This window comes from Pantoea sp. SORGH_AS_0659 (assembly GCF_031453915.1).
Classification (GTDB): Bacteria; Pseudomonadota; Gammaproteobacteria; order Enterobacterales; family Enterobacteriaceae; genus Pantoea; species Pantoea leporis.
The window spans coordinates 3,059,416-3,081,588 of record NZ_JAVJAK010000001.1; the positions used below are offsets into that span (position 1 = coordinate 3,059,416).

The 22,173-nt window shown below is 52.9% G+C and carries 17 protein-coding genes, 7 tRNA genes and 2 pseudogenes; 18 read left to right on the plus strand and 8 right to left on the minus strand.

The genetic code is table 11. From position 1 onward, the window contains the following. Positions 1-6: 6 nt before the first annotated feature. Both Q3H59_RS14435 and Q3H59_RS14440 read right to left on the minus strand, forming a co-directional pair. Complete coding sequence (locus Q3H59_RS14435; protein WP_101763228.1) at positions 7-963, minus strand: 2-thiouracil desulfurase family protein; 957 nt, start codon at positions 961-963, stop codon at positions 7-9. A gap of 153 nt (positions 964-1,116) precedes the next feature. Beyond that, positions 1,117-1,317: a YbfA family protein gene (locus Q3H59_RS14440; protein ID WP_309835508.1), complete on the minus strand. Its 201-nt coding sequence runs from the start codon at positions 1,315-1,317 to the stop codon at positions 1,117-1,119. A gap of 248 nt (positions 1,318-1,565) precedes the next feature. On the opposite strand from Q3H59_RS14440, the gene kdpE reads away from it, so the two are divergent. Continuing rightward, entirely contained in the window at positions 1,566-2,240 is a 675-nt protein-coding gene (kdpE, locus tag Q3H59_RS14445) for a two-component system response regulator KdpE (protein ID WP_101763229.1), read from the plus strand. A gap of 39 nt (positions 2,241-2,279) precedes the next feature. On the opposite strand, the gene pgm is transcribed toward kdpE, so the two are convergent. Both pgm and seqA read right to left on the minus strand, forming a co-directional pair. Then, positions 2,280-3,920, minus strand: coding sequence for a phosphoglucomutase (alpha-D-glucose-1,6-bisphosphate-dependent) (pgm, locus tag Q3H59_RS14450; RefSeq protein ID WP_309835510.1), 1,641 nt, complete (start codon positions 3,918-3,920; stop codon positions 2,280-2,282). 24 nt (positions 3,921-3,944) lie between these two features. Then, positions 3,945-4,484, minus strand: coding sequence for a replication initiation negative regulator SeqA (seqA, locus tag Q3H59_RS14455; protein ID WP_110865729.1), 540 nt, complete (start codon positions 4,482-4,484; stop codon positions 3,945-3,947). Between the two features lie 248 nt (positions 4,485-4,732). Here seqA and ybfF point away from each other — a divergent pair, with 248 nt between their 5' ends. From ybfF to fur, 4 genes and pseudogenes are all read left to right on the plus strand, one after another. Then, positions 4,733-5,497: an esterase gene (gene ybfF, locus Q3H59_RS14460; protein ID WP_309835512.1), complete on the plus strand. Its 765-nt coding sequence runs from the start codon at positions 4,733-4,735 to the stop codon at positions 5,495-5,497. 167 nt (positions 5,498-5,664) lie between these two features. Continuing rightward, a complete protein-coding gene (gene ybfE / locus Q3H59_RS14465) occupies positions 5,665-5,940 on the plus strand; it encodes a LexA regulated protein (RefSeq protein ID WP_309835514.1) in 276 nt (91 codons plus the stop codon). Between the two features lie 137 nt (positions 5,941-6,077). Further along, positions 6,078-6,609 (plus strand): annotated as a pseudogene (gene fldA / locus Q3H59_RS14470) (flavodoxin FldA). 354 nt (positions 6,610-6,963) lie between these two features. Further along, complete coding sequence (fur, locus tag Q3H59_RS14475; protein WP_007890672.1) at positions 6,964-7,413, plus strand: ferric iron uptake transcriptional regulator; 450 nt, start codon at positions 6,964-6,966, stop codon at positions 7,411-7,413. A 61-nt stretch (positions 7,414-7,474) separates the two neighbouring features. On the opposite strand, the gene Q3H59_RS14480 is transcribed toward fur, so the two are convergent. The 3 genes from Q3H59_RS14480 to nagE form a co-directional block, all read right to left on the minus strand. Beyond that, positions 7,475-7,870, minus strand: a complete 396-nt coding sequence (locus Q3H59_RS14480; protein WP_101763235.1) for a hypothetical protein — start codon at positions 7,868-7,870, stop codon at positions 7,475-7,477. A gap of 236 nt (positions 7,871-8,106) precedes the next feature. Beyond that, positions 8,107-9,774: a glutamine--tRNA ligase gene (gene glnS / locus Q3H59_RS14485; RefSeq protein WP_271460053.1), complete on the minus strand. Its 1,668-nt coding sequence runs from the start codon at positions 9,772-9,774 to the stop codon at positions 8,107-8,109. Positions 9,775-9,926: 152 nt separating this feature from the next. Beyond that, positions 9,927-11,954, minus strand: coding sequence for an N-acetylglucosamine-specific PTS transporter subunit IIBC (gene nagE / locus Q3H59_RS14490; protein ID WP_192414251.1), 2,028 nt, complete (start codon positions 11,952-11,954; stop codon positions 9,927-9,929). 341 nt (positions 11,955-12,295) lie between these two features. Here nagE and nagB point away from each other — a divergent pair, with 341 nt between their 5' ends. The 12 genes and pseudogenes from nagB (at position 12,296) to Q3H59_RS14550 (ending at position 19,190) form a co-directional block, all read left to right on the plus strand. Further along, entirely contained in the window at positions 12,296-13,096 is an 801-nt protein-coding gene (gene nagB / locus Q3H59_RS14495) for a glucosamine-6-phosphate deaminase (protein WP_110865725.1), read from the plus strand. A 61-nt stretch (positions 13,097-13,157) separates the two neighbouring features. Beyond that, positions 13,158-14,306, plus strand: coding sequence for an N-acetylglucosamine-6-phosphate deacetylase (gene nagA / locus Q3H59_RS14500; protein WP_309835515.1), 1,149 nt, complete (start codon positions 13,158-13,160; stop codon positions 14,304-14,306). Between the two features lie 7 nt (positions 14,307-14,313). Continuing rightward, positions 14,314-15,534, plus strand: a complete 1,221-nt coding sequence (locus Q3H59_RS14505) for an N-acetylglucosamine repressor (RefSeq protein WP_137385370.1) — start codon at positions 14,314-14,316, stop codon at positions 15,532-15,534. 41 nt (positions 15,535-15,575) lie between these two features. Further along, positions 15,576-16,329 (plus strand): annotated as a pseudogene (locus Q3H59_RS14510) (HAD-IIA family hydrolase). 317 nt (positions 16,330-16,646) lie between these two features. Beyond that, positions 16,647-18,314 (plus strand): asparagine synthase B, encoded by a 1,668-nt coding sequence (asnB, locus tag Q3H59_RS14515; RefSeq protein ID WP_008107047.1) that lies wholly within the window; start codon positions 16,647-16,649, stop codon positions 18,312-18,314. Between the two features lie 215 nt (positions 18,315-18,529). Next, positions 18,530-18,606: transfer RNA gene (locus Q3H59_RS14520), tRNA-Met, on the plus strand. 7 nt (positions 18,607-18,613) lie between these two features. Continuing rightward, a tRNA-Leu gene (locus tag Q3H59_RS14525) sits at positions 18,614-18,698 on the plus strand. Between the two features lie 21 nt (positions 18,699-18,719). Beyond that, positions 18,720-18,794 (plus strand) — tRNA-Gln (locus Q3H59_RS14530). Between the two features lie 34 nt (positions 18,795-18,828). Further along, a tRNA-Gln gene (locus tag Q3H59_RS14535) sits at positions 18,829-18,903 on the plus strand. A gap of 26 nt (positions 18,904-18,929) precedes the next feature. After that, positions 18,930-19,006: transfer RNA gene (locus tag Q3H59_RS14540), tRNA-Met, on the plus strand. A 6-nt stretch (positions 19,007-19,012) separates the two neighbouring features. After that, positions 19,013-19,087, plus strand: a tRNA-Gln gene (locus Q3H59_RS14545). A gap of 28 nt (positions 19,088-19,115) precedes the next feature. Then, a tRNA-Gln gene (locus Q3H59_RS14550) sits at positions 19,116-19,190 on the plus strand. Positions 19,191-19,293: 103 nt separating this feature from the next. Here Q3H59_RS14550 and ubiF read toward each other — a convergent pair. Beyond that, on the minus strand, positions 19,294-20,466 hold the full coding sequence (gene ubiF / locus Q3H59_RS14555; RefSeq protein WP_309835516.1) for a 3-demethoxyubiquinol 3-hydroxylase: 1,173 nt from the start codon (positions 20,464-20,466) through the stop codon (positions 19,294-19,296). 169 nt (positions 20,467-20,635) lie between these two features. On the opposite strand from ubiF, the gene miaB reads away from it, so the two are divergent. Further along, positions 20,636-22,060, plus strand: a complete 1,425-nt coding sequence (miaB, locus tag Q3H59_RS14560; protein ID WP_309835517.1) for a tRNA (N6-isopentenyl adenosine(37)-C2)-methylthiotransferase MiaB — start codon at positions 20,636-20,638, stop codon at positions 22,058-22,060. Positions 22,061-22,173 lie beyond the last annotated feature (113 nt).

Below are 22,173 nucleotides of genomic sequence, written 5' to 3' on the forward strand. Positions count from 1 at the left end.
CCGAAATTATTGGCCGTAGCGCAAACGCAGCGCTTCCGGATAAGGATCAAAATAGCGCTGCTGTGCCAGCCACGGATGCGGGTATTCCGCCATGTAATGTTTCAGCATGGTGATCGGAGCTAACAGCGGCTGTACGCCCTGACGATAACGATCAATCAGTTGCGCCAGCTCCTGACGCTGCGGCGAACTCAACTGCGGACGGAAGTAGCCTTGTACATGCATCAGCACGTTAGTGTGATTGCGTCGTGATGCCTGATGTGACATCAGGTGCATCAGACGACTGCGGTACTCAAAGGCGTAATCCTCCAGCGAATCCCACTGGTCCATCGCCGCGACAAAGCGGCCCATCTCGCGGTACTCATCCTGCGCATGAGAAAGCAGCAGCAATTTGTAGCGACTATGGAAGGCCATCAGCTTGTGGCGCGATAATCCGCTGCGCCACATTTCGTTGAATTCGTGCAGCGCATAGACGCGGCCGATAAAGTTTTCGCGGATAGCGTCGTCATGCAGACGACCATCCTCTTCCAGCGGCAGCCACGGCATCTCTTTCTGTAAAAATGCGGTAAACATGCCGGTGCCCGCTTTGCGATTGTTGTTGGTTTCAGGCTCGTAAACGCGGACACGTTCCAACCCACAGCTAGGGGATTTGGCACAGAGGATGTAGCCGCACAGATGATGTAGCGACTTCACGCGTTCGGCGGACCAGCGCTGCATCTTTTCCGTCACCTCTTCGCCGCCATCTTTGCTGAAACAGAGATGGATGTTTTCATCGCTCTCTTTTACCAGGCGCAAAGCCGGACGCGGCGTCGGTAAGCCAATCGCCATTTCGGGACATACAGGTTCAAAGCGCACAAATGGCACGAGTTCGTCCGTGGCGAAAGCAAAACGTTTATGGCCACCATCAAATCGGACGTTATCCCCGAGCAGGCAAGCGCTGATACCAACAGGAATTTTCTCGCTCATACTTGTACAACCTCATAAATCTTGTAGAGGTTTTAAGTGTAGCTGAAATGCGCGGAGATAACAGCGGGAACGCGCGGTGGGCGTGAAAATTATCGATAAAAAAAACCCGGCGCTTCACGTGAAGTCGCCGGGTTAATACTGCGCTAAAATCGCTTACCAGTGAATGCCGGCAGCCGCTTCAGACTGCGCCAGCCAGACGGGTTTCGTGCTGGTTTTGCACCACATACGATGCAGGTAACTGTACAAACGTGCGCGATCTGAGCGGAATAACATCACTGGCAGCGCCAGCAAACCGATTGCTACCACCAGCACGCGGCGCAGTACGATTCTATACAGTGGATATGCGCGATCCATCTTTGGCCCCCTTGTGGTAAACATTGCGTTGAAATGTGATCTGGTTCAGATATTACCCGTTGTTGTGTAATTTTACTACTCATCCGACCACTATATTTGCACTTTTTTTCAGCAATTTGTGTGGTGATGAAAGTTAGTTACAAGATTGTGAATTAAACGATGCTTTCAAGTTAAAAACTTCGTGACGGACGCCGGGCCGCTTTATTGCTAAAGTGATGCGTTAACTTTTTTTTGCCGCTGGAGGCAGCGTGACGACCATCTTGATAGTGGAAGATGAAAAAGAGATTCGCCGTTTCGTGCGCCTGGCGCTGGAGAGCGAAGGCCTGAAGATTGTGGAAGCGGAGCAACTGCAGCGCGGCCTGATTGAAGCGGCGACGCGTAAGCCGGATCTGGTGATCCTCGATCTCGGCTTGCCGGATGGTGATGGCAATGACTTTATCCGTGAAGTTCGTCAATGGAGCAGCATGCCGGTGATTGTGCTGTCGGCACGGAGCGATGAGCAGGATAAGATTGATGCGCTGGACGCGGGTGCGGATGATTATCTCACTAAGCCGTTTGGCATAGGTGAACTGCTGGCGCGTGTGCGCGTGGCGCTGCGTCGCCATCAAAGCAACCAGCCAGAACCGATTGTGAAATTTGGTGAAGTGAGCGTCGATTTGGCGGCGCGCCGTGTACTGCGCAACCAACAGGAAGTGCATCTGACACCGACTGAATTCCGTCTGCTGAGTTTGCTGGTGAACAACGCCGGAAAAGTGCTGACCCAGCGTCAATTACTGAATCAGGTTTGGGGGCCCAATGCGGTGGAGCACAGCCATTATTTGCGCATCTATATGGGGCACTTGCGGCAGAAGCTGGAAGCGAATCCCACGCAGCCCAGCCATTTGCTGACCGAAACCGGCATCGGCTATCGATTTATGCCATAAAAAAAGGCCGCTAAGCGGCCTTTTTTCTTCACTGCCCAATCAGGCGTTTTTCAGTACTTCGCTAACAATCTCAACCGCTTCTTTCTCGATTTGCTGACGATGTTCAGCACCCAGGAAGCTTTCGCAGTAGATTTTGTACGCGTCTTCTGTACCTGATGGACGCGCGGCGAACCAGCCGTTTTCCGTCATCACTTTCAGACCACCAATTGACGCACCGTTACCCGGCGCGGCAGTCAGGCGTGCGGTGATCGGATCACCCGCCAGCGTATCTGCGCTCACCATTTCGGGTGACAGCTTAGACAGCGCGGCTTTCTGTGCAGAAGTCGCCGGAGCCTGCAGACGGTTATAGCTTGGCGCACCAAAGCGTTCGGCCAGCTCGTCATAGTGCTGCTGCGGGTTCTTGCCAGTTACTGCAGTGATTTCAGCAGCCAGCAGGCACAGAATGATGCCGTCTTTATCGGTTGACCAGGCTGAGCCATCGAAACGCAGGAAGGATGCGCCCGCGCTCTCTTCACCGCCGAAACCGAAGCTGCCATCGAACAGACCATCAACGAACCATTTGAAACCAACCGGCACTTCCACCAGCTTACGTCCAATGTCGTTAACCACGCGGTCGATCATCGCGCTGGAAACCAGGGTTTTACCCACAGCAACGTCTTTGCCCCACTGTGGGCGATGCTGGAACAGGTAGTTGATTGCCACCGCCAGATAGTGGTTTGGATTCATCAGACCTGCAGGCGTGACGATGCCGTGACGGTCGTAATCAGGATCGTTACCAAAGGCCAGATCGAATTTGTCTTTGTACGCCAGCAAACCGGCCATCGCGCACTCGGATGAGCAGTCCATACGCACCACGCCATCTTTATCCAGATGCATGAAGCGGAAAGTCTGATCGATCGCATCGTTCACGATGGTCAGATCCAGTTTGTAGTGCTCAGCAATGCGCTGCCAGTAAGCAATGCCGGAACCGCCTAACGGATCGACGCCAATTTTCAGGCCGGCTTTCTGGATGGCGGCGAAGTCAATCACCTGCGCCAGACCTTCAACGTATGGCTGGATCAGATCCTGCTCAACGATGTGGCCGCTCGCCCATGCCTGATCCAGCGGCAGACGTTTCACGTCTTTCAGCTCGCCTTTGATCAGCTGGTTAGCGCGATCTTCCACCACTCTGGTAACGTTGGTATCAGCCGGGCCACCGTTTGGCGGATTGTATTTGATACCACCATCTTCCGGTGGATTATGCGAAGGCGTGATAACGATGCCGTCCGCCTGCGCGCCGCCGCGTTTGTTGTGCTCAAGAATCGCGTTCGAGATTGCAGGCGTTGGCGTGTAGCCATTGTCCTGCTGAACAATTACGTCCACGCCATTAGCGGCCAGCACTTCCAGCACCGACAGAATCGCTGGCTCAGACAGTGCATGCGTGTCTTTACCGACGTAGCACGGACCGGTAATGCCATTCTTTTTACGCTCTTCAGCAATCGCCTGCGCGATCGCCAAAATGTGCTGTTCATTGAAGCTTTGGCGTCCCGCGCTACCGCGGTGGCCTGAAGTGCCAAATTTCACCGCATGATCCGGATTCGCCACATCGGGCTTCAGGACGTAATACTGCGAGGTTAATTGTGCAACGTTAATCAAATCGCTCTGCTGGGCAGGCTGCCCGGCACGGGGGTGATTGGCCATTGGCGCTTCTCCCTGACGCTTCAGTTAAATGGTGCCGCGAACTTTCTCTGTCAGTTCCTGTGGGAACTGCATAGCCAGCATGATGTGTTCCACCATGCTGCATTTGCGGCCTGTATTGGTGTTCGTGATCACCCAGTACGGTGTGCCGGGAACGTGCTTCGGCTTGGTATGGGTGCCATTTTGCAGCAGCGTGTGCTCGTCGCCCGCAAAGTAGACGCGGGTACGGCCCTGCAGCGAGGCAGTAGCTTCAGCAAACGCAGCCGGATCAAGACGATAGAGCGTTGACAGTACCAACATGAAGCGGTTAACCGCCTTATTCTGCTCGGCATATTCATCGGAAAGTAGCAGCTCACGTACCGCACGGACGCGATCCTGAGGACGCGCTTCACGGCTGGCAGGTTGCGCTTCTTTCATTGATGCACCAGCGGCGGGCGCAGCGGGTGCGCTCTGTCCGGCGGTGAACTTCAACATGCGGCGCAAAATATCTGAGGCGCTTTCACCAATGTGCTGCGTGTGGCTGGCAATATAACGGTAGAGTTCTTCGTCAACTTCAATCGTTTTCATCTTTTTCCGTACGATTCTGGCAAATGACAGAACCACGCATCATTGCAACGTCCTTAGCAAAATCCAGTCGTGCAAAACGTGAGCGGGTTCTAACATAAGGATTATAAAGTTAAATCCGTGGCAGCCGATAGCGTTGGCAACGTTTACGGGCAAAAGTCGGAATATGCCCTAATGCCCACCGGCCTGACTGCTGGACAGGTGAATCCATGATAACCTAAGCCAAGGTCACAACCGTAAGAACTTTAGCCATGATTTTGAACGCCCGTCTGCAAACTGAACAATCTGCCCCCGATGCCACGCCGATTCTGTTGATCCATGGTCTTTTTGGCAGCCTTGATAACCTTGGCGTGCTGGCGCGTGGGATGCGTGACGCACGTCCGACGCTGCAAGTTGACGTGCGCAATCACGGCTTGTCGGCGCGTAGCGATGAGATGAATTATCACGTGATGGCGCAGGACATTGTCGAAACGCTGGATGCGCACCATATCGATCGCGCGGGTGTAATCGGACACTCGATGGGCGGCAAAATCGCCATGGCGCTCAGTGCCATCGCGCCGGAACGTATCGATAAAATGGTGATGATCGATATCGCGCCCGTAGATTACCAAACGCGCCGCCATGACGAAATTTTTGCCGCTATTCGGGCCGTGAGCGCCGCGGGCGTCACGCGCCGCAGCGAAGCCGCTGAAGTAATGTGTCAGCATATTGATGAAGAAGGCGTGATCCAGTTCATCCTCAAATCTTTCGCAGAGGGCGAATGGCGCTTTAATGTGCCGGCGCTGTGGGATAACTATAGCACCATTTCCGGCTGGGAAGAGATTCCTGCGTGGCCGCATCCGGCACTGTTTATCCGCGGCGGCGACTCGCCTTATCTGGATAATCAGCATCGCGATGCGCTGCTGCGTCAGTTCCCGCAGGCGCATGCACATGTGATCAGCGGTGCTGGACACTGGGTGCACGCCGAGAAACCCGATGCGGTGTTACGCGCGGTTCGGCGTTTTTTTAACCTGTAAAAGCAAAAGCTTGCCGCTTGCGCTTTAGGGTTGGCGTCAGGGAAGGCGCTGGAGTATGATGTCGCGCTAAAAATTTGCCACGGATATTTTTTCGCCGTGGTCGGGCCGATAATGTTTTAATCGCGCAGCGCCTTTCCGCCGTTCGCGCCCACTCAGTTTTACAAACCATGGCAAAAGAACAGACAGACCGCACTACGCTTGATCTCTTCGCAGACGAGCGGCGTCCTGGTCGCCCGAAAACCAGCCCGCTGACGCGTGATGAACAGTTACGCATCAACAAACGCAATCAGCTCAAGCGCGATAAAGTGCGTGGGCTGCGTCGTGTTGAGCTGAAGATGTCGAGCGAGGCGGTTGACGCCCTCAGCACGCTGGCCGAGCAGCAAAACATCAGTCGCAGCGAATTGATTGAACAAATGCTGCTGGCACAGCTCAAACTGTCGTAACGCGCGGAGACCGCACGCTGGAACACAAAGTCACGGCTTTATACGTTCCGCACTTTTTACCGGTCTGCTATTATTCGCATAACTGTGCAGTCAACTGACTTACTTTCACAATCAGGATTTAAGAGGTTACCTAACCCATGGCAATCGTAGGCATTTTCTTCGGCAGCGATACCGGCAACACTGAAAACATTGCAAAGATGATCCAGAAACAACCTGGGTAAAGATGTCGCCGAAGTGCATGACATTGCTAAGAGCACCAAAGAAGATCTCGAAGCGTTCGACATCCTGCTGCTGGGTATCCCAACCTGGTATTACGGCGAAGCGCAGTGTGACTGGGATGATTTCTTCCCGACGCTGGAAGAGATTGATTTCAATGGCAAGCTGGTAGCGCTGTTTGGTTGTGGCGATCAGGAAGATTACGCCGAGTACTTCTGTGATGCGATGGGTACTATCCGTGACATCATTGAGCCGAATGGTGCGGTGATCGTCGGTCACTGGCCAATCGAAGGCTATCATTTTGAAGCCTCTAAAGGCCTGGCCGATGACAAAAACTTCCTTGGTTTGGCCATTGACGAAGACCGTCAGCCGGAATTGACCAACGAACGTGTTGAGAAGTGGGTGAAGCAGATCTTTGATGAGCTGCAGCTGAAAGAGATTATTGAAGCTTAATTCCCTGCTCTGCCCGATGTGCGCACTGCCTCACATCGGGTAACGGAATTTCCTATAAAAATAATAGCTACGGTTTTTTAACTTTTCCCCGCAAATCTGTAGAATACCCGCAATGGTCATCCGCTTATTCCTCTGGCAGTAGAATGAGGCTGAGTGAAATGGAATCCAAAACCCAAGCGTCTTGAAGACGTTAGTGACGATATCCTTACAACCTTTGGTGATTAAGGACGTTGCCTTGGTTTTCATTTCACTGCTTGAGTTCTATAATGAGACGCAAATGAGAATGCGCGTTGACCTAAACATTCAAGGCCCCTGCGCCGCAAGTGACTAGCAAAGTAACAGGACAATATCCGCATGACTGACAACAACTCCGCATTGAAGAAGGCTGGCCTGAAAGTCACGCTACCCAGACTGAAAATTCTGGAAGTGCTTCAGGGACCCGGCCCAGAGTCCCATCACGTCAGTGCGGAAGATTTGTATAAGCGCCTGATTGATATGGGCGAAGAGATTGGTCTGGCAACGGTGTATCGCGTTCTTAACCAGTTTGACGACGCGGGCATCGTAACCCGTCACAACTTTGAAGGCGGCAAATCTGTCTTCGAACTGACTCAGCAGCATCACCACGATCACTTGATCTGCCTGGATTGTGGCAAAGTTATCGAATTTAGCGATGAATCAATCGAAACGCGTCAGCGTGAAATTGCCACTCGCCACGGCATTAAGCTCAGCAACCACAGCCTGTACCTGTACGGTCATTGTGCTCTGGGAGACTGCCGCGAAGACGATACGCTCCACGATAAGTAATTGAGTGTGCTATGCAGTATAAAAAAAACCGGCGCTTGAGCCGGTTTTTTTATGCCTGTAATCAGGCGACAAGCGTTTCCTGCAGGTAGCGCCAGCGCGGAATGGCGGTGCTGCAATCCAATACCGCCAGTGAAATGCGACTCTGATTGATGCCGTTCATCATCTGTAATTCACGATACTGAATCGTCACTTCCTCGCTTTGCTGCGAGATGATGGCGTGCTCACTGGTGGCAATGCGCATGCCTTCACGCTGCCCCTGCAACTGGCGAAACAGCACTTCCATTTCATTGAGGTCCAATCGTTTGCCTTGCGGCGTGACCATTTTGAACTCGGGATGAAAGTGCGATAAAAAAAGATCAATGCTGTCGTCACTGCCTTCCGCCTGATTGAAAATACGTTCAATAAGCTGATGTAAAACCACCACGCTATGCCTGGCTTCCTGGGCGAGAGTTGTCATTTTTTTTCCTTAGATAAGCCGCAGAGCACCGTCTGAGAGCGCATAGCCTACCTGAAAAAAAGTTTTTCACACTGCCAAATGGGTTAATTTTTCTAAAGTCAGAATAGTCGCAAATAGGGAATTAATGGCTCGTTGAGGGCGTGCAGCATAAAAGGTCGTATCTGGCCAAATAGAGATAATAAAAAAGGGCGATTGCTCGCCCTTTCATGATCTTATCGTGCTCGCGACTAAAAATATTAATCGCCGATTTTTGCCCAAGTGTCACGCAAACCCACGGTGCGGTTAAACACCAGCCTGGAGGGCTGTGAATAGACGCTATCAGCACAGAAATAGCCTTCGCGTTCGAACTGGTACGGTGCCATCGGATCGGCTGCACGTAAGCCAGGCTCAACGAAGCCCTGTTTGATTTCCAGTGAGTTCGGGTTGATGGTGGTGAGGAAATCCTCAGCCGCGCCCGGATTTGGCACACTGAACAGACGATCGTACAGGCGGAATTCCGCTGGCAGCGCGTGGATTGCAGAAACCCAATGGATAACGCCTTTCACTTTACGGCCATCGGCCGGATCTTTGCTCAGCGTATCAACGTCGCAAGTACAATAGATGCAGGTAATATTGCCTTCAGCATCCTTCGCCACACGTTCGGCACGGATCACGTAAGCATTACGCAGACGCACTTCTTTACCCAGCACCAGACGTTTGTACTGCTTGTTGGCTTCTTCACGGAAGTCAGCGCGATCGATCCACACTTCACGGCTGAATGGCACTTCACGCGTGCCCATCTCCGGTTTGTTTGGATGATTCGGCATAGTGATGATCTCATCGTGACCTGCAGGCAGGTTCTCGATCACCACTTTCAACGGATCCATTACCGCCATCGCACGCGGTGCGTTTTCATTGAGATCGTCACGAATGCACGATTCCAGTGAAGCCATCTCCACGATATTGTCCTGTTTGGTCACACCAATACGGCGGCAGAACTCACGGATAGAAGCGGCGCTATAACCACGACGACGCAGACCCGAAACGGTCAGCATGCGCGGATCGTCCCAGCCTTCTACCACCTTCTCGCTTACCAGCTGAGTCAGTTTACGCTTTGACATCACCGCGTATTCCAGATTCAGGCGTGAGAACTCGTACTGCCGCGGATGAACCGGAATGGTGATGTTATCCAGCACCCAATCATACAGACGACGGTTATCCTGGAACTCCAACGTGCAGAGAGAGTGCGTAATGCCTTCGATCGCATCCGAAATGCAATGAGTGAAGTCGTACATCGGGTAGATGCACCACTTGCTGCCGGTCTGATGGTGATCGGCAAATTTAATGCGGTACAGCACCGGATCGCGCATCACGATAAAGCTGGACGCCATGTCGATTTTGGCACGCAGACAGGCTTTGCCCTCTTCGAAACCGCCATCGCGCATCTTCTCGAACAGCGCCAGGTTTTCTTCCACGCTGCGATCGCGATATGGGCTGTTTTTACCCGGCGCCGTCAGTGAACCGCGATACTCACGGATCTCATCCGCCGACAGTTCATCAACGTAAGCCAGACCTTTGTTGATCAGCTCAACCGCATAGTTGAACAGTTGGTCGAAGTAGTCTGAGGAGTAACGAATGTTGCCGCTCCACTCAAAGCCCAGCCATTGCACGTCACGCTTAATGGATTCGACAAACTCCAGATCTTCTTTAACTGGGTTAGTGTCGTCGAAACGCAGATTGCACTGACCTTGGTAGTCTTGCGCGATACCAAAGTTCAGGCAGATAGATTTCGCATGGCCAATATGCAGATAACCATTGGGCTCAGGCGGGAAACGGGTATGCACACTGTTGTGCTTACCGCTCGCCAAATCTTCGTCGATGATCTGACGAATAAAGTTCGTTGGGCGGGCTTCAGCCTCACTCATCTCAAAATCCTCAAAAACTATAACGGGTGATTTGTACCACGAAGTAACGGAGTATGATCCACAAAGCGCAGGAGGGAAACAACCGTTTGTTGGTCGTTTTAAAACAAAAAAGGCAGGAATCGCTTCCTGCCTTCTGGCTCAATCACAAGGACTTAGCCTTTAACCTCGTACAGCGGGGTTTGGCCTGCAACCACTGAACCGGTTGCCAGTAAATTCAGACCAGCGAAATCATCGCTATTGCTGACCACAACCGGACTGATCATCGAGCGGGCGTTGGCATTGAGGAAGTCCAGATCCATTTCCAGGATTGGCTGACCTGCAGTGACCGTTGCGCCCTCTTCAACCAGACGCGTGAAGCCTTTACCTTCCAGCGCTACTGTATCCAGCCCCATATGTACCACGATCTCGACGCCGTTTTCCGCCTCAAGGCAGAACGCATGGTTGGTATTGAAGATCTTCACCACGGTTCCGGCGGTTGGCGCAACCACGGTTTTGCCGGTTGGCTTGATGGCCAGACCATCACCGACTGCCTTGCTGGCGAATGCTTCGTCAGGCACATTTTCCAGCGCAACGATGTCACCGGTTACTGGCGCCAGCAGCGTAGCAATCACGGCTTTTTCGCTGTTCAGCACCGCCTGCGGTTTTACAGCAGCAGCAGGAGCAGCCGTTGACGCCGCGGCAGATGCCGCAACTGGACCTTTGCTCAGTACGGTTTTCATTGCTGTTGCAATGCTTTCCGCCTGCGTACCGACAATAACCTGTACGCTCTGCTTGTTCAGACGAATCACACCTGAAGCACCGAGACGTTTAGCGACACCTTCATTAACCTGCGCGGAATCTTTAACGTTCAGACGTAGACGTGTGATACAGGCATCGATGTTGGTCAGGTTTTCTGAGCCACCTACCGCCGCAATATAACGACGCGCCAGAGATTCAGTTTGGCTTTCACCGTTGCCGCTGTTATCGACATTGACGTCATAACCATCGGTTTCATCGCCCGCAGAGAGTTCGCGGCCCGGCGTCATCAGGTTGAATTTCTGGATGGTGAAGCGGAATACCACGTAGTAGATAACGAAGAACACCAGACCTTGTGGGATCAGCATCCACCAGTGCACCGCCAGCGGGTTGCGCGTTGACAGCACCATATCCACCAGACCCGCACTGAAGCCGAAACCGGCAATCCACTGCATGCTCGCGGCGATGAAAACTGAAAGACCGGTCAGTGCCGCGTGAATCACATACAGCACCGGCGCCACGAACATGAAGGAGAATTCCAGCGGTTCAGTGATACCCGTAAAGAAGGCGGCAAAGGCCGCCGCCAGCATAATGCCGCCGACTTTAGCGCGGTTTTCCGGGCGTGCGCAGTGGTAAATTGCCAGCGCTGCACCTGGAAGACCAAACATCATGATTGGGAAGAAGCCCGCCTGATAACGACCGGTGATGCCAGGGATACCTGTACCTTCAGCGATAGACTGCGCGCCGCCAAGGAATTTAGGAATATCGTTGATACCGGCAACATCGAACCAGAATACCGAGTTCAATGCGTGGTGTAAGCCAACAGGAATCAGCAGACGGTTAAAGAAAGCGTAGATGCCCGCACCGACGGAACCCAGCTTCTGAATATGCTCACCAAAACTTACCAGTCCACCGAAAATGATCGGCCAGATATACATCAGAATGAACGCAACCAGGATCATCAGGAACGATACAAGGATCGGCACCAGACGGCGACCGCTAAAGAAGGACAACGCTTTTGGCAGTTCAACATGACTAAAGCGGTTATAGACTTCAGCAGAAAGAATCCCGACAAGAATGCCAACAAACTGGTTATTAATTTTACCGAAGGCAGCGGGAACTTGCTCCACCGGCATCTTCTGAATCATTGCCACCGCTGCCGGAGAACAGAGTGTGGTCACAACAAGAAAGCCGACAAAACCGGTTAACGCTGCAGCGCCGTCTTTATCTTTTGACATACCGTATGCCACACCAATGGCAAACAGCACTGGCATATTGTCGATGATTGCCGAACCCGATTTGATCAACAGTGCTGCCAGCGCATTGCCTGCGCCCCAGCTATCTGGATCGATCCAGTATCCAACGCCCATCAAGATTGCCGCTGCCGGCAAAGTCGCTACCGGCACCATAAGCGCGCGGCCGACCTTTTGCAGATATCCTAGAATACTCACCTTATTCTCCCCCTATGAGACTGGCGTTATGCCGTGGCGCAGGTTGATTTTATTATCCCGTCGCCCGGTACCTTGATGACACTTTTCACCACGAGGCGCAGTGTAAAGATAAATTAATTCGCCTCGCAAATTAAAACCACTACAACTGTGACTTTAATCACCAAAATGGTGGTTTGATAATGCGAAATGCTAGCCAGCACCACAAACTTATTTTATGATAAAAAATATCGAGTCGCACTTATCCCTGGTGGCTACGCTTAAACGCATTACGCTTAAGGGCAAAACTGTCAGAGAAACGGCAACTCCACATTTCCAATCTTAATTGAGGTGAAGACATGAGACTGATCCCTTTGGCCACACCGACCCAAGTGGGTAAATGGGCTGCACGCCACATTGTTAACCGCATTAATGCGTTTAAGCCTAGCGCAGAACGTCCCTTCGTGCTGGGTCTGCCAACCGGTGGAACACCGCTGGAAGCTTACAAGCACCTGATCGATATGCACAAAGCGGGCCAGGTTAGTTTCAAGCACGTTGTCACCTTCAACATGGATGAGTACGTTGGCCTGCCAAAAGAGCATCCGGAAAGTTACCACAGTTTCATGTACCGTAACTTTTTCGATCATGTTGATATTCAACAGCAAAATATCAATCTTCTGAATGGTAATGCCGAAGATATTGACGCAGAATGTCGCCAATACGAAGAGAAGATCCGCGCTTACGGCAAAATTAACCTGTTTATGGGCGGCGTGGGCAACGATGGTCACATCGCCTTTAACGAACCGGCTTCTTCCCTCTCCTCACGTACCCGCATCAAAACCCTGACGCACGATACGCGTATTGCAAACTCACGCTTCTTTAATGGTGATGTGGATCAGGTGCCGAAATACGCCCTGACGGTTGGTGTCGGTACGCTGCTGGATGCTGAAGAAGTGATGATTCTGGTTACCGGCCACCTGAAAGCGCAAGCGCTGCAGGCTGCGGTTGAAGGTAACGTCAACCACATGTGGACCATCAGCTGCCTGCAGCTGCATGCCAAATCTGTCGTGGTATGTGACGAGCCAGCCACCATGGAACTGAAAGTGAAAACCGTGAAATATTTCCGCGAAATGGAAGCGGAAAATATGAAAGGTGTGTGAAAACACGTTGTAACAAAACCTGCTGCTTTCAGGCAGCAGGCTTAGCCGGGAGAGAGAAACGATGTACGCATTAGTGAACGGCCGGATTTTTACTGGTCATGAAATTCTGGACAATCATGCAGTTGTGATTGCAGATGGCCTGATTGAGCGCGTGTGTCCGCGTGATGCCCTGGACGCGGCAATTGCACAGCAGGATGTGGCTGGTGCGTTTATCGCTCCTGGTTTTATTGATTTGCAGCTTAACGGCTGTGGCGGCGTGCAGTTCAATGATGACATCAATGCGTTAAGCGTTGAAACGCTTGAGATCATGCAGCGCGCCAACGAGAAATCAGGCTGCACCAGCTATTTGCCAACACTGATTACCAGCACCGATGCGCTGATGAGACGCGCAGTCGAAACCATGCGCGCTTACCTGGCCAAGCATCAGAATCAGGCAATCGGCCTGCATCTGGAAGGTCCGTGGCTGAATAAAGCTAAAAAAGGTACACACAATCCTGAATTGATTCGCCTGCCGGATGCCGAGCGGGTGGATTTCCTCTGCGCCAATGCCGACGTCATCACTAAAGTCACGCTGGCACCTGAAAATGCGGGCAGCGAGGTGATTCGTCAGCTGCGCGATGCCGGCATCATCGTGTCAGCGGGTCACTCCAACGCGACCTATGAAGAAGCAAAAATTGGCTTCAGCGCGGGCGTCAGCTTTGCTACGCATCTCTACAATGCCATGCCAACCTTCGCTGGACGTGAGCCAGGTCTGATCGGTGCGCTGTTTGATTCGCCTGATGTATACTGCGGCATCATTGCGGATGGTTTACATGTCCATTACGCTAATGTGCGCAATGCAAAACGCATTAAAGGCGACAAGCTGGTGTTAGTGACGGATGCCACAGCACCGGCGGGCGCATCGATTGATCAATTTATTTTTGCAGGCAAAACAATATACTATCGCGATGGCCTGTGCGTTGACGAGAACGGTACGCTCAGCGGTTCTGCCTTGACCATGATTGAAGCGGTGCAGAACAGCGTTGAACATTGCGGTATCGCTCTTGATGAAGCGCTGCGTATGGCGACGCTCTATCCAGCGCAGGCGATGGGTGTGGAGAAGCAGTTAGGCACGGTCGAAGCAGGAAAAGTCGCCAACCTGACTGTCTTTACCCGCGATTATCAAATCACTAAGACGTTCGTCAACGGAGACAACGTCCTCAGCGAGTAAGCATTGAATGACCACTGGCGGCCAGTCTCAAATAGGAAATGTTGATCTTGTTAAACAACTCAATAGTGCAGCCGTTTATCGGCTAATCGATCAGCAGGGGCCAATTTCGCGCATTCAGATTGCCGAACACAGTCAGCTTGCGCCCGCCAGTGTCACCAAAATTACCCGCCAGCTCATTGAGCGCGGCCTCATCAAAGAGGTGGAGCAACAAGCCTCCACCGGTGGGCGTCGCGCGATCTCCATCATTACTGAAACCCGTCATTTTCATACTATCGGCGTGCGCTTAGGGCGTAATGACGCGACCTTGACGCTGTTTGATCTGAGCGGGAAATCGCTGGCGCAGGAAGATTATCCGCTGCCCGAGCGCACGCAGGAAACGCTGGAGAACGCGCTGTTCAATGCCATCAGCGCCTTTATGGCCGCGCATCAGCGTAAGATTCATGAACTGATTGCTATCTCGGTGATTCTGCCCGGATTGGTCGATCCCATTAACGGCATCATTCGCTACATGCCGCACATCGCGGTAAGTCATTGGCCGCTGGTTTCCAGCCTGAAAAAACGCTTCAACGTCACCAGCTTTGTTGGTCATGACATCCGTAGCCTGGCGCTGGCCGAGCACTACTTCGGTGCAAGTCGCGATTGCGCAGACTCCATTCTGGTGCGTTTGCATCGCGGCACCGGTGCCGGAATCATCGCCAACGGCCACATTTTCCTCGGCAGTAACGGCAACGTGGGCGAGATTGGCCATATTCAGGTTGATCCGCTGGGTGAACGCTGCCACTGCGGTAACTTTGGCTGTCTGGAAACCATTGCGGCTAATGGCGCGATTGAAAACCGCGTACGTCATCTACTGAATCAAGGGTATCCCAGTTCATTAACGTTAAATGATTGCCTGATGCCGCAGATTTGTCGCGCCGCTAATCATGGCGACGCGCTGGCGTGCGAAGTGATTGAATATGTCGGCCGCTATTTAGGCAAGGCGATTGCTATCGCCATCAACCTGTTCAATCCGCAAAAAGTGGTGTTGGCCGGTGAAATCACTGAAGCCGATAAAGTACTGTTTCCTGCTATTGAAGGGTGTATCAATACGCAGACGCTGCCTGCCTTCCGTAAAAATCTGCCGGTGGTGCGTTCCGAGCTCGATCATCGCTCGGCGATTGGCGCCTTTGCGTTGGCAAAACGCGCAATGCTGAATGGCATTTTGCTGCAACATCTGCTGGAAGAGTAATCACCAGCCTGCTGTCAAGCAGGCCCGACCGGATGCAATCTATGACGATTAAAAGCGTAATCTGTGACATCGACGGCGTGTTGATGCATGACAATACCGCCGTTCCCGGCGCGAAAGAATTTTCTGCAGCGCATTCTGGCGAAGGATATGCCGTTGGTGGTGTTGACCAATTATCCTTCGCAAACCGCGCTGGATCTGGCGAACCGCTTTGCCAACGCCGGCATTGACGTACCGGATTCGGTGTTTTACACCTCGGCGATGGCCACCGCCGATTTCCTGCGCCGTCAGGAAGGGAAAAAAGCCTACGTAATTGGCGAAGGTGCGCTGATTCATGAGCTGTATAAAGCTGGCTTCACCATCACCGACGTTAATCCAGATTTCGTTATCGTCGGCGAAACCCGCTCCTTCAATTGGGAAATGATGCACAAAGCCGCTTTCTTCGTGGCCAATGGCGCCCGCTTTATCGCCACTAATCCCGATACACATGCACGCGGCTTTGTTCCTGCCTGCGGAGCACTCTGCGCCGGTATCGAAACCATCTCCGGTCGTAAACCGTTTTACGTCGGCAAACCGAGTCCGTATATCATGCGCGCGGCGTTAAACAAAATGCATGCGCATTCGGAAGAGACGGTTATTGTGGGCGATAACCTGCGGACAGACATTCTGGCAGGCTTCCAGGCGGGTCTGGAAACCATTCTGGTGCTGTCTGGCGTTTCCACACTGAGTGATATTGATGCGATGCCTTTCCGCCCGGATTGGATTTACCCATCGGTCGCCGATATCGACCTGTTCTGATTCCAGCCATTACCCCTTCTTATGGCCCTGCTTATGCAGGGCTTTTGTTTTTTCTGTGGTTATGCCTTTCTTTACCGCTCGCCTTATGCCTACAAAACGAACGATAATGCAGTTTTATTAGATGGCATCTAAAATAAACGCTTATTAATTGAATAATATTCAATATTATTTGCCCATCAACATTCTTTTTATCAAAGAATCGCAATTTTGCTTGCACTAACACCGCCATTTAGCGCATTTTCTTATACATCACGCAGCCAAGGCTGCCGGACAAACGTAGAAATAACTTCGCCACAAGGTGAGATCAGGAGTCAGTTATGTGTTCAATTTTTGGTGTGCTGGATCTGAAAAGCGATCCTATTGAGCTGCGCAAGAAAGCGCTGGAATCTTCTCGTCTGATGCGTCACCGCGGCCCGGATTGGTCAGGTGTTTATGCGGATGATAAAGCCATTCTGGTGCATGAGCGTCTGTCGATTGTTGACGTTAACAACGGCGCACAGCCGCTGTATAACGCTGACCACACCCACGTACTGGCTGTTAACGGCGAAATTTACAACCATCAGGCGCTGCGTGCTGAGTTGAGCGATCGTTACGCTTTCCAGACCGGTTCTGACTGTGAAGTGATCCTCGCGCTGTATCAGGAAAAAGGCGTCGATTTCCTCGACGAGCTGCAAGGCATGTTCGCCTTCATTCTGTGGGACAGCGTGAAGCAACAATATCTGATTGGTCGCGACCATATCGGCATTATCCCGCTGTATATGGGCAACGACGAGCACGGCAACCTATATGTCGCTTCCGAGATGAAAGCGCTGGTGCCAGTGTGCCGCAGCATCAAAGAGTTCCCGCCGGGAAGCTACATGTCGAGCGCCGATGGTGAAATCCGTCGTTACTGGCAGCGTGACTGGATGGAATATTCCGCTGTTGAGCACAACACCACGGATGCCGCCGAGCTGAAACATGCGCTGGAAGAGTCAGTAAAAAGTCACCTGATGTCTGACGTGCCTTACGGCGTTCTGCTGTCTGGCGGCCTGGACTCATCCATCATCTCTGCCGTGACCAAACGCTTTGCTGCGAAACGTGTTGAAGATGCGGATAAGAGCGATGCATGGTGGCCGCAGCTGCACTCCTTCGCGGTTGGCCTGGAAGGTTCTCCAGACCTGAAAGCAGCGAAATCAGTCGCAGAACACCTCGGTACCGTGCACCACGAAATCCATTTCACCGTGCAGGAAGGCCTGGATGCGATCCGTGACGTGATTTACCACATCGAAACCTATGATGTGACCACCATTCGCGCCTCTACGCCGATGTATTTAATGTCGCGTAAGATCAAAGCGATGGGCATCAAAATGGTGTTGTCCGGTGAAGGTGCGGATGAAGTCTTTGGCGGCTACCTCTATTTCCATAAGGCGCCAAACGCCAAAGAATTCCACGAAGAGAACGTACGTAAACTGCTGGCTCTGCACATGTTTGACTGTGCTCGCGCCAACAAAGCGATGTCCGCCTGGGGCGTGGAAGCGCGTGTGCCGTTCCTCGACAAGAAATTCCTCGACGTGGCGATGCGCATCAACCCGGCAGACAAACTCTGTGGCAGCAACGGCAAGATGGAAAAACACATCCTGCGCGAATGCTTCTCTTCTTACCTGCCGGAGAGCGTGGCGTGGCGTCAGAAAGAGCAGTTCTCTGATGGTGTGGGCTACAGCTGGATAGATACGCTGAAAGAAGTGGCGGCGAAGCAAATCACCGACCAACAGTTGTCGACTGCGCACTTCCGCTTCCCGTACAACACACCGAACTCGAAAGAAGCGTATCTGTATCGCGAAATCTTTGAGGAATTGTTCCCGATCGCCAGCGCCGCAGAGTGTGTGCCAGGCGGTCCATCAGTGGCCTGTTCTTCGGCTAAAGCGATCGAGTGGGATGAAGCCTTTAAATCCATGGATGACCCTTCAGGTCGTGCCGTTGGTGTGCATCAGTCCGCGTATAAATAAGGTTTTTACTCAACAAGATATGGGGCTCATTTGAGCCCCTTTTTTATGCAATCTATCGTACAACCTTTGAAATTTGCCGAATAAATCACCAGCCTGGTTACAAGCCAGACAAACAGGCATTTTAAGGCAAAAAACGGCAAAAAAATTGTTGACGCTACAAGACTCAATACGCATAATGCGCCCCGCAACGCCGATGAAGGTTACGCGAAAAAGATGGCTACGTAGCTCAGCTGGTTAGAGCACATCACTCATAATGATGGGGTCACAGGTTCAAATCCCGTCGTAGCCACCATCTTTTTGCGGGAGTGGCGAAATTGGTAGACGCACTAGATTTAGGTTCTAGCGCCGCAAGGTGTGCGAGTTCAAGTCTCGCCTCCCGCACCATTTCAGTCTTCGGCAGCCGGATGGGGTATCGCCAAGCGGTAAGGCACTGGTTTTTGATACCAGCATTCCCAGGTTCGAATCCTGGTACCCCAGCCAATCCGGATTATGTTGTGGATACAAAGTCGACGAATGGGATATCGCCAAGCGGTAAGGCACCGGTTTTTGATACCGGCATTCCCTGGTTCGAATCCAGGTATCCCAGCCATCGTCGGACGCAGTAAGCAGTACAAAGGCTACGTAGCTCAGCTGGTTAGAGCACATCACTCATAATGATGGGGTCACAGGTTCAAATCCCGTCGTAGCCACCAAATTATTGGGGTGTCGCCAAGCGGTAAGGCTCTGGTTTCTGATACCAGCATTCCGGGGTTCGAATCCCTGCACCCCAGCCATAAAAAGACAATTTGATCAAACACCTATTGGGGTGTCGCCAAGCGGTAAGGCACTGGTTTCTGATACCAGCATTCCGGGGTTCGAATCCCTGCACCCCAGCCAAATTGCACAATAAAGCCCGCTTATGCGGGCTTTATTGTTTTCTGCGTTTGGCAAAGTGGCGAGCAAACTTTTAACCAGGAGCGCATCAATACGCTCCCTACAATCACAAACCTAATGCGTAACGCAGCACCTTGCGTTTCAACGCGCCGGCATTCTCCGCCGCAATCAGCGCCAGGTTTCGCGCAAAACGCAGCGGCGGCAGTTTATTGCTAAACGTAAAGTAGAACAGATCCATTCCGCCCTGCATCAGTAAATTATCTTTGTAACGCTGACGATGATAACGCTGCAGCACAGCATCCGATGACCAGAGCTCCGCCTGGTTGCGCGCCTCAACCAGCGTCGTGATCAACGCATCCACATCCCTATAACCCAGATTAACGCCCTGCCCGGCCAGCGGATTGATGGTGTGCGCCGCATCCCCCACCAGCGCCAATCCCGGCATCACATAACGCGTAGCATGACGTCGCACCAGCGGGAAAGAGGCCGCAGTTTTGACCTGAATACGGCCAACGCGTGCCGGGAAGTGAGCATAAATCTCTTTCTCCAGTTGCGGGAGCGGCAAACTTTGCAGCTGACGAATTCGTGCTGGCGCGTCGTACCACACCAGCGAAGCACGACGATCAAACAGCGGCAGGAAAGCGCGCGGCCCTTGCGGCGTAAACTGCTGCCAGGTGGCATCGCCCGCCTCCTGCTCGCACTCCACGCTTATCAGCATGCAGGATTGCGCATAGTTCCAGCCGCGCACGCCAATGCCCGCTAACTGACGCACACGCGAGTTGGCACCATCTGCGCCGACCACTAAACGCGCATCCAGCGTTTGGCCATTATCGAGTTGCACCTGCCAGCCGGCGCTGTGCGGCTGCAAACCCTGCAAGCTCGCCGGGCAGATCAGTGTGATGCCTTCTTGCTGCATTTTTTCCCACAACGCACGCTGCAGCACGCTGTTTTCCACCATAAAGCCCAGCTCGGGCAACCCAAGCGAGGCCGCATCAAACTTCACATGCGCGTTTTGCCACTCCCAGGTTTCCAGCTGGCGATAGGGCGCGCAGCGCATCGCCTGCACACGCTGCCAGACATCCAGTTGCTGCAGCAGCGCCACCGACGACGCACCGATGGCGGAGATACGCACATCTGGCTCGCTGCAGGCATCAAAGCTTGCCGGTTCCGCCCGTTCAATGACCGCTACGCGAAACTGCTGCTGCGCCAGGCCACACGCCAGCGCCGCACCAACCATGCCACCGCCCACGATCACCACATCAAAATGTGAATCCTGCATCGACTCTAATCCTTCTTTTTGCCGTGAAACCTTCCAGCATCACGTTGATAGCTAAAGTGTACCGGAAATTAGCAGCGCGATGCGATGCAGATGCGTGAAGCCTGGTAACAACAGCGTCGAAGCATTACAATACGCGCCCTGCACTTCGCTTGAATCAATGGCTAGTTCGATGACCAAAAAACTGCACATCAAAACCTGGGGCTGTCAGATGAATGAATACGATTCATCGAAGATGGCCGATCTGCTGAACAGTACGCACGGCTACACCCTTACCGAGGAAGCTGAAGAGGCGGACGTTCTGCTGCTCAACACCTGCTCCATCCGTGAAAAGGCGCAGGAGAAGGTTTTTGCTCTGTTAGGCCGTTGGAAAAAGCTGAAAGCGAGCAATCCCGATCTGATCATCGGCGTGGGTGGCTGCGTGGCCTCACAAGAAGGTGAACGTCTGCGCCAGCGCGCCAGTTACGTCGATATCGTCTTTGGCCCGCAGACCTTGCATCGTCTGCCGGAGATGATTAACACCGTGCGCGGCAGTAAAAGCCCGGTTGTTGACATCAGCTTCCCTGAAATTGAGAAGTTTGATCGCCTGCCAGAACCGCGCGCCGATGGCCCAACCGCCTTTGTGTCGATCATGGAAGGCTGCAACAAATATTGTACTTTCTGCGTGGTGCCTTACACGCGCGGTGAGGAAGTTAGCCGTCCGAGCGACGATATTCTGCTGGAAATCGCCCAGCTTGCCGCTCAGGGCGTACGTGAAGTCAACCTGCTGGGCCAGAACGTCAACGCCTATCGCGGCGCCACCTTTGATGGCGATATCTGCACCTTTGCTGAGTTGCTGCGCTTAGTGGCGGCGATCGACGGCATTGACCGTATTCGCTTCACCACCAGCCATCCTATTGAATTTACCGATGACATCATCGAGGTTTACCGCGATACGCCCGAGCTGGCGAGCTTCCTGCATCTGCCGGTTCAGAGCGGATCAGATCGCATCCTGACGCTGATGAAGCGCGCGCACACCGCACTCGAGTACAAAGCGATTATCCGCAAGCTGAAAGCCGCACGTCCGGATATCCAGCTGAGCTCTGATTTCATCATCGGTTTCCCCGGCGAAACGCAGCAGGATTTTGAGCAGACCATGAAGCTGGTCGGTGAAGTGAATTTCGATGTCAGCTTCAGCTTTATCTACTCCATGCGCCCAGGCACGCCGGCCGCCGATCTGCCCGACGATGTGACAGAAGAGGAGAAAAAGCAGCGTCTTTTCATCCTGCAGGACCGCATCAATCAGCAGGTGATGTCGTGGAGCCGCCGCATGCTGGGCACCACGCAGCGCGTGCTGGTGGAAGGCATTTCGCGTAAAAATGTGATGGAACTGACCGGCCGCACCGATAATAACCGCGTGGTGAACTTCGAAGCACCGGTTGAAATGATCGGGAAGTTTGTTGATGTCGAAATTGTTGATGTCTATGCCAGCTCCCTGCGCGGCGTGCTGGTGCGCACCGAAGATCAAATGGCGCTCCGTGTGGCCGAAAGCCCGGCGTCAGTGATTGCGCGTACCCGCAAAGAGAACGACATCGGCGTCGGACTGTTCCAGCCTTGAAACCTCGAACGTTGAGCGATAGCGCACAAAGCGCTGTCGCCTGTTTCATCCCCAGGCCCTTGCTTTCCACAAGTGCTGCCCAAATATCGACTCTGAAGCTTGCGCCAGTGCGC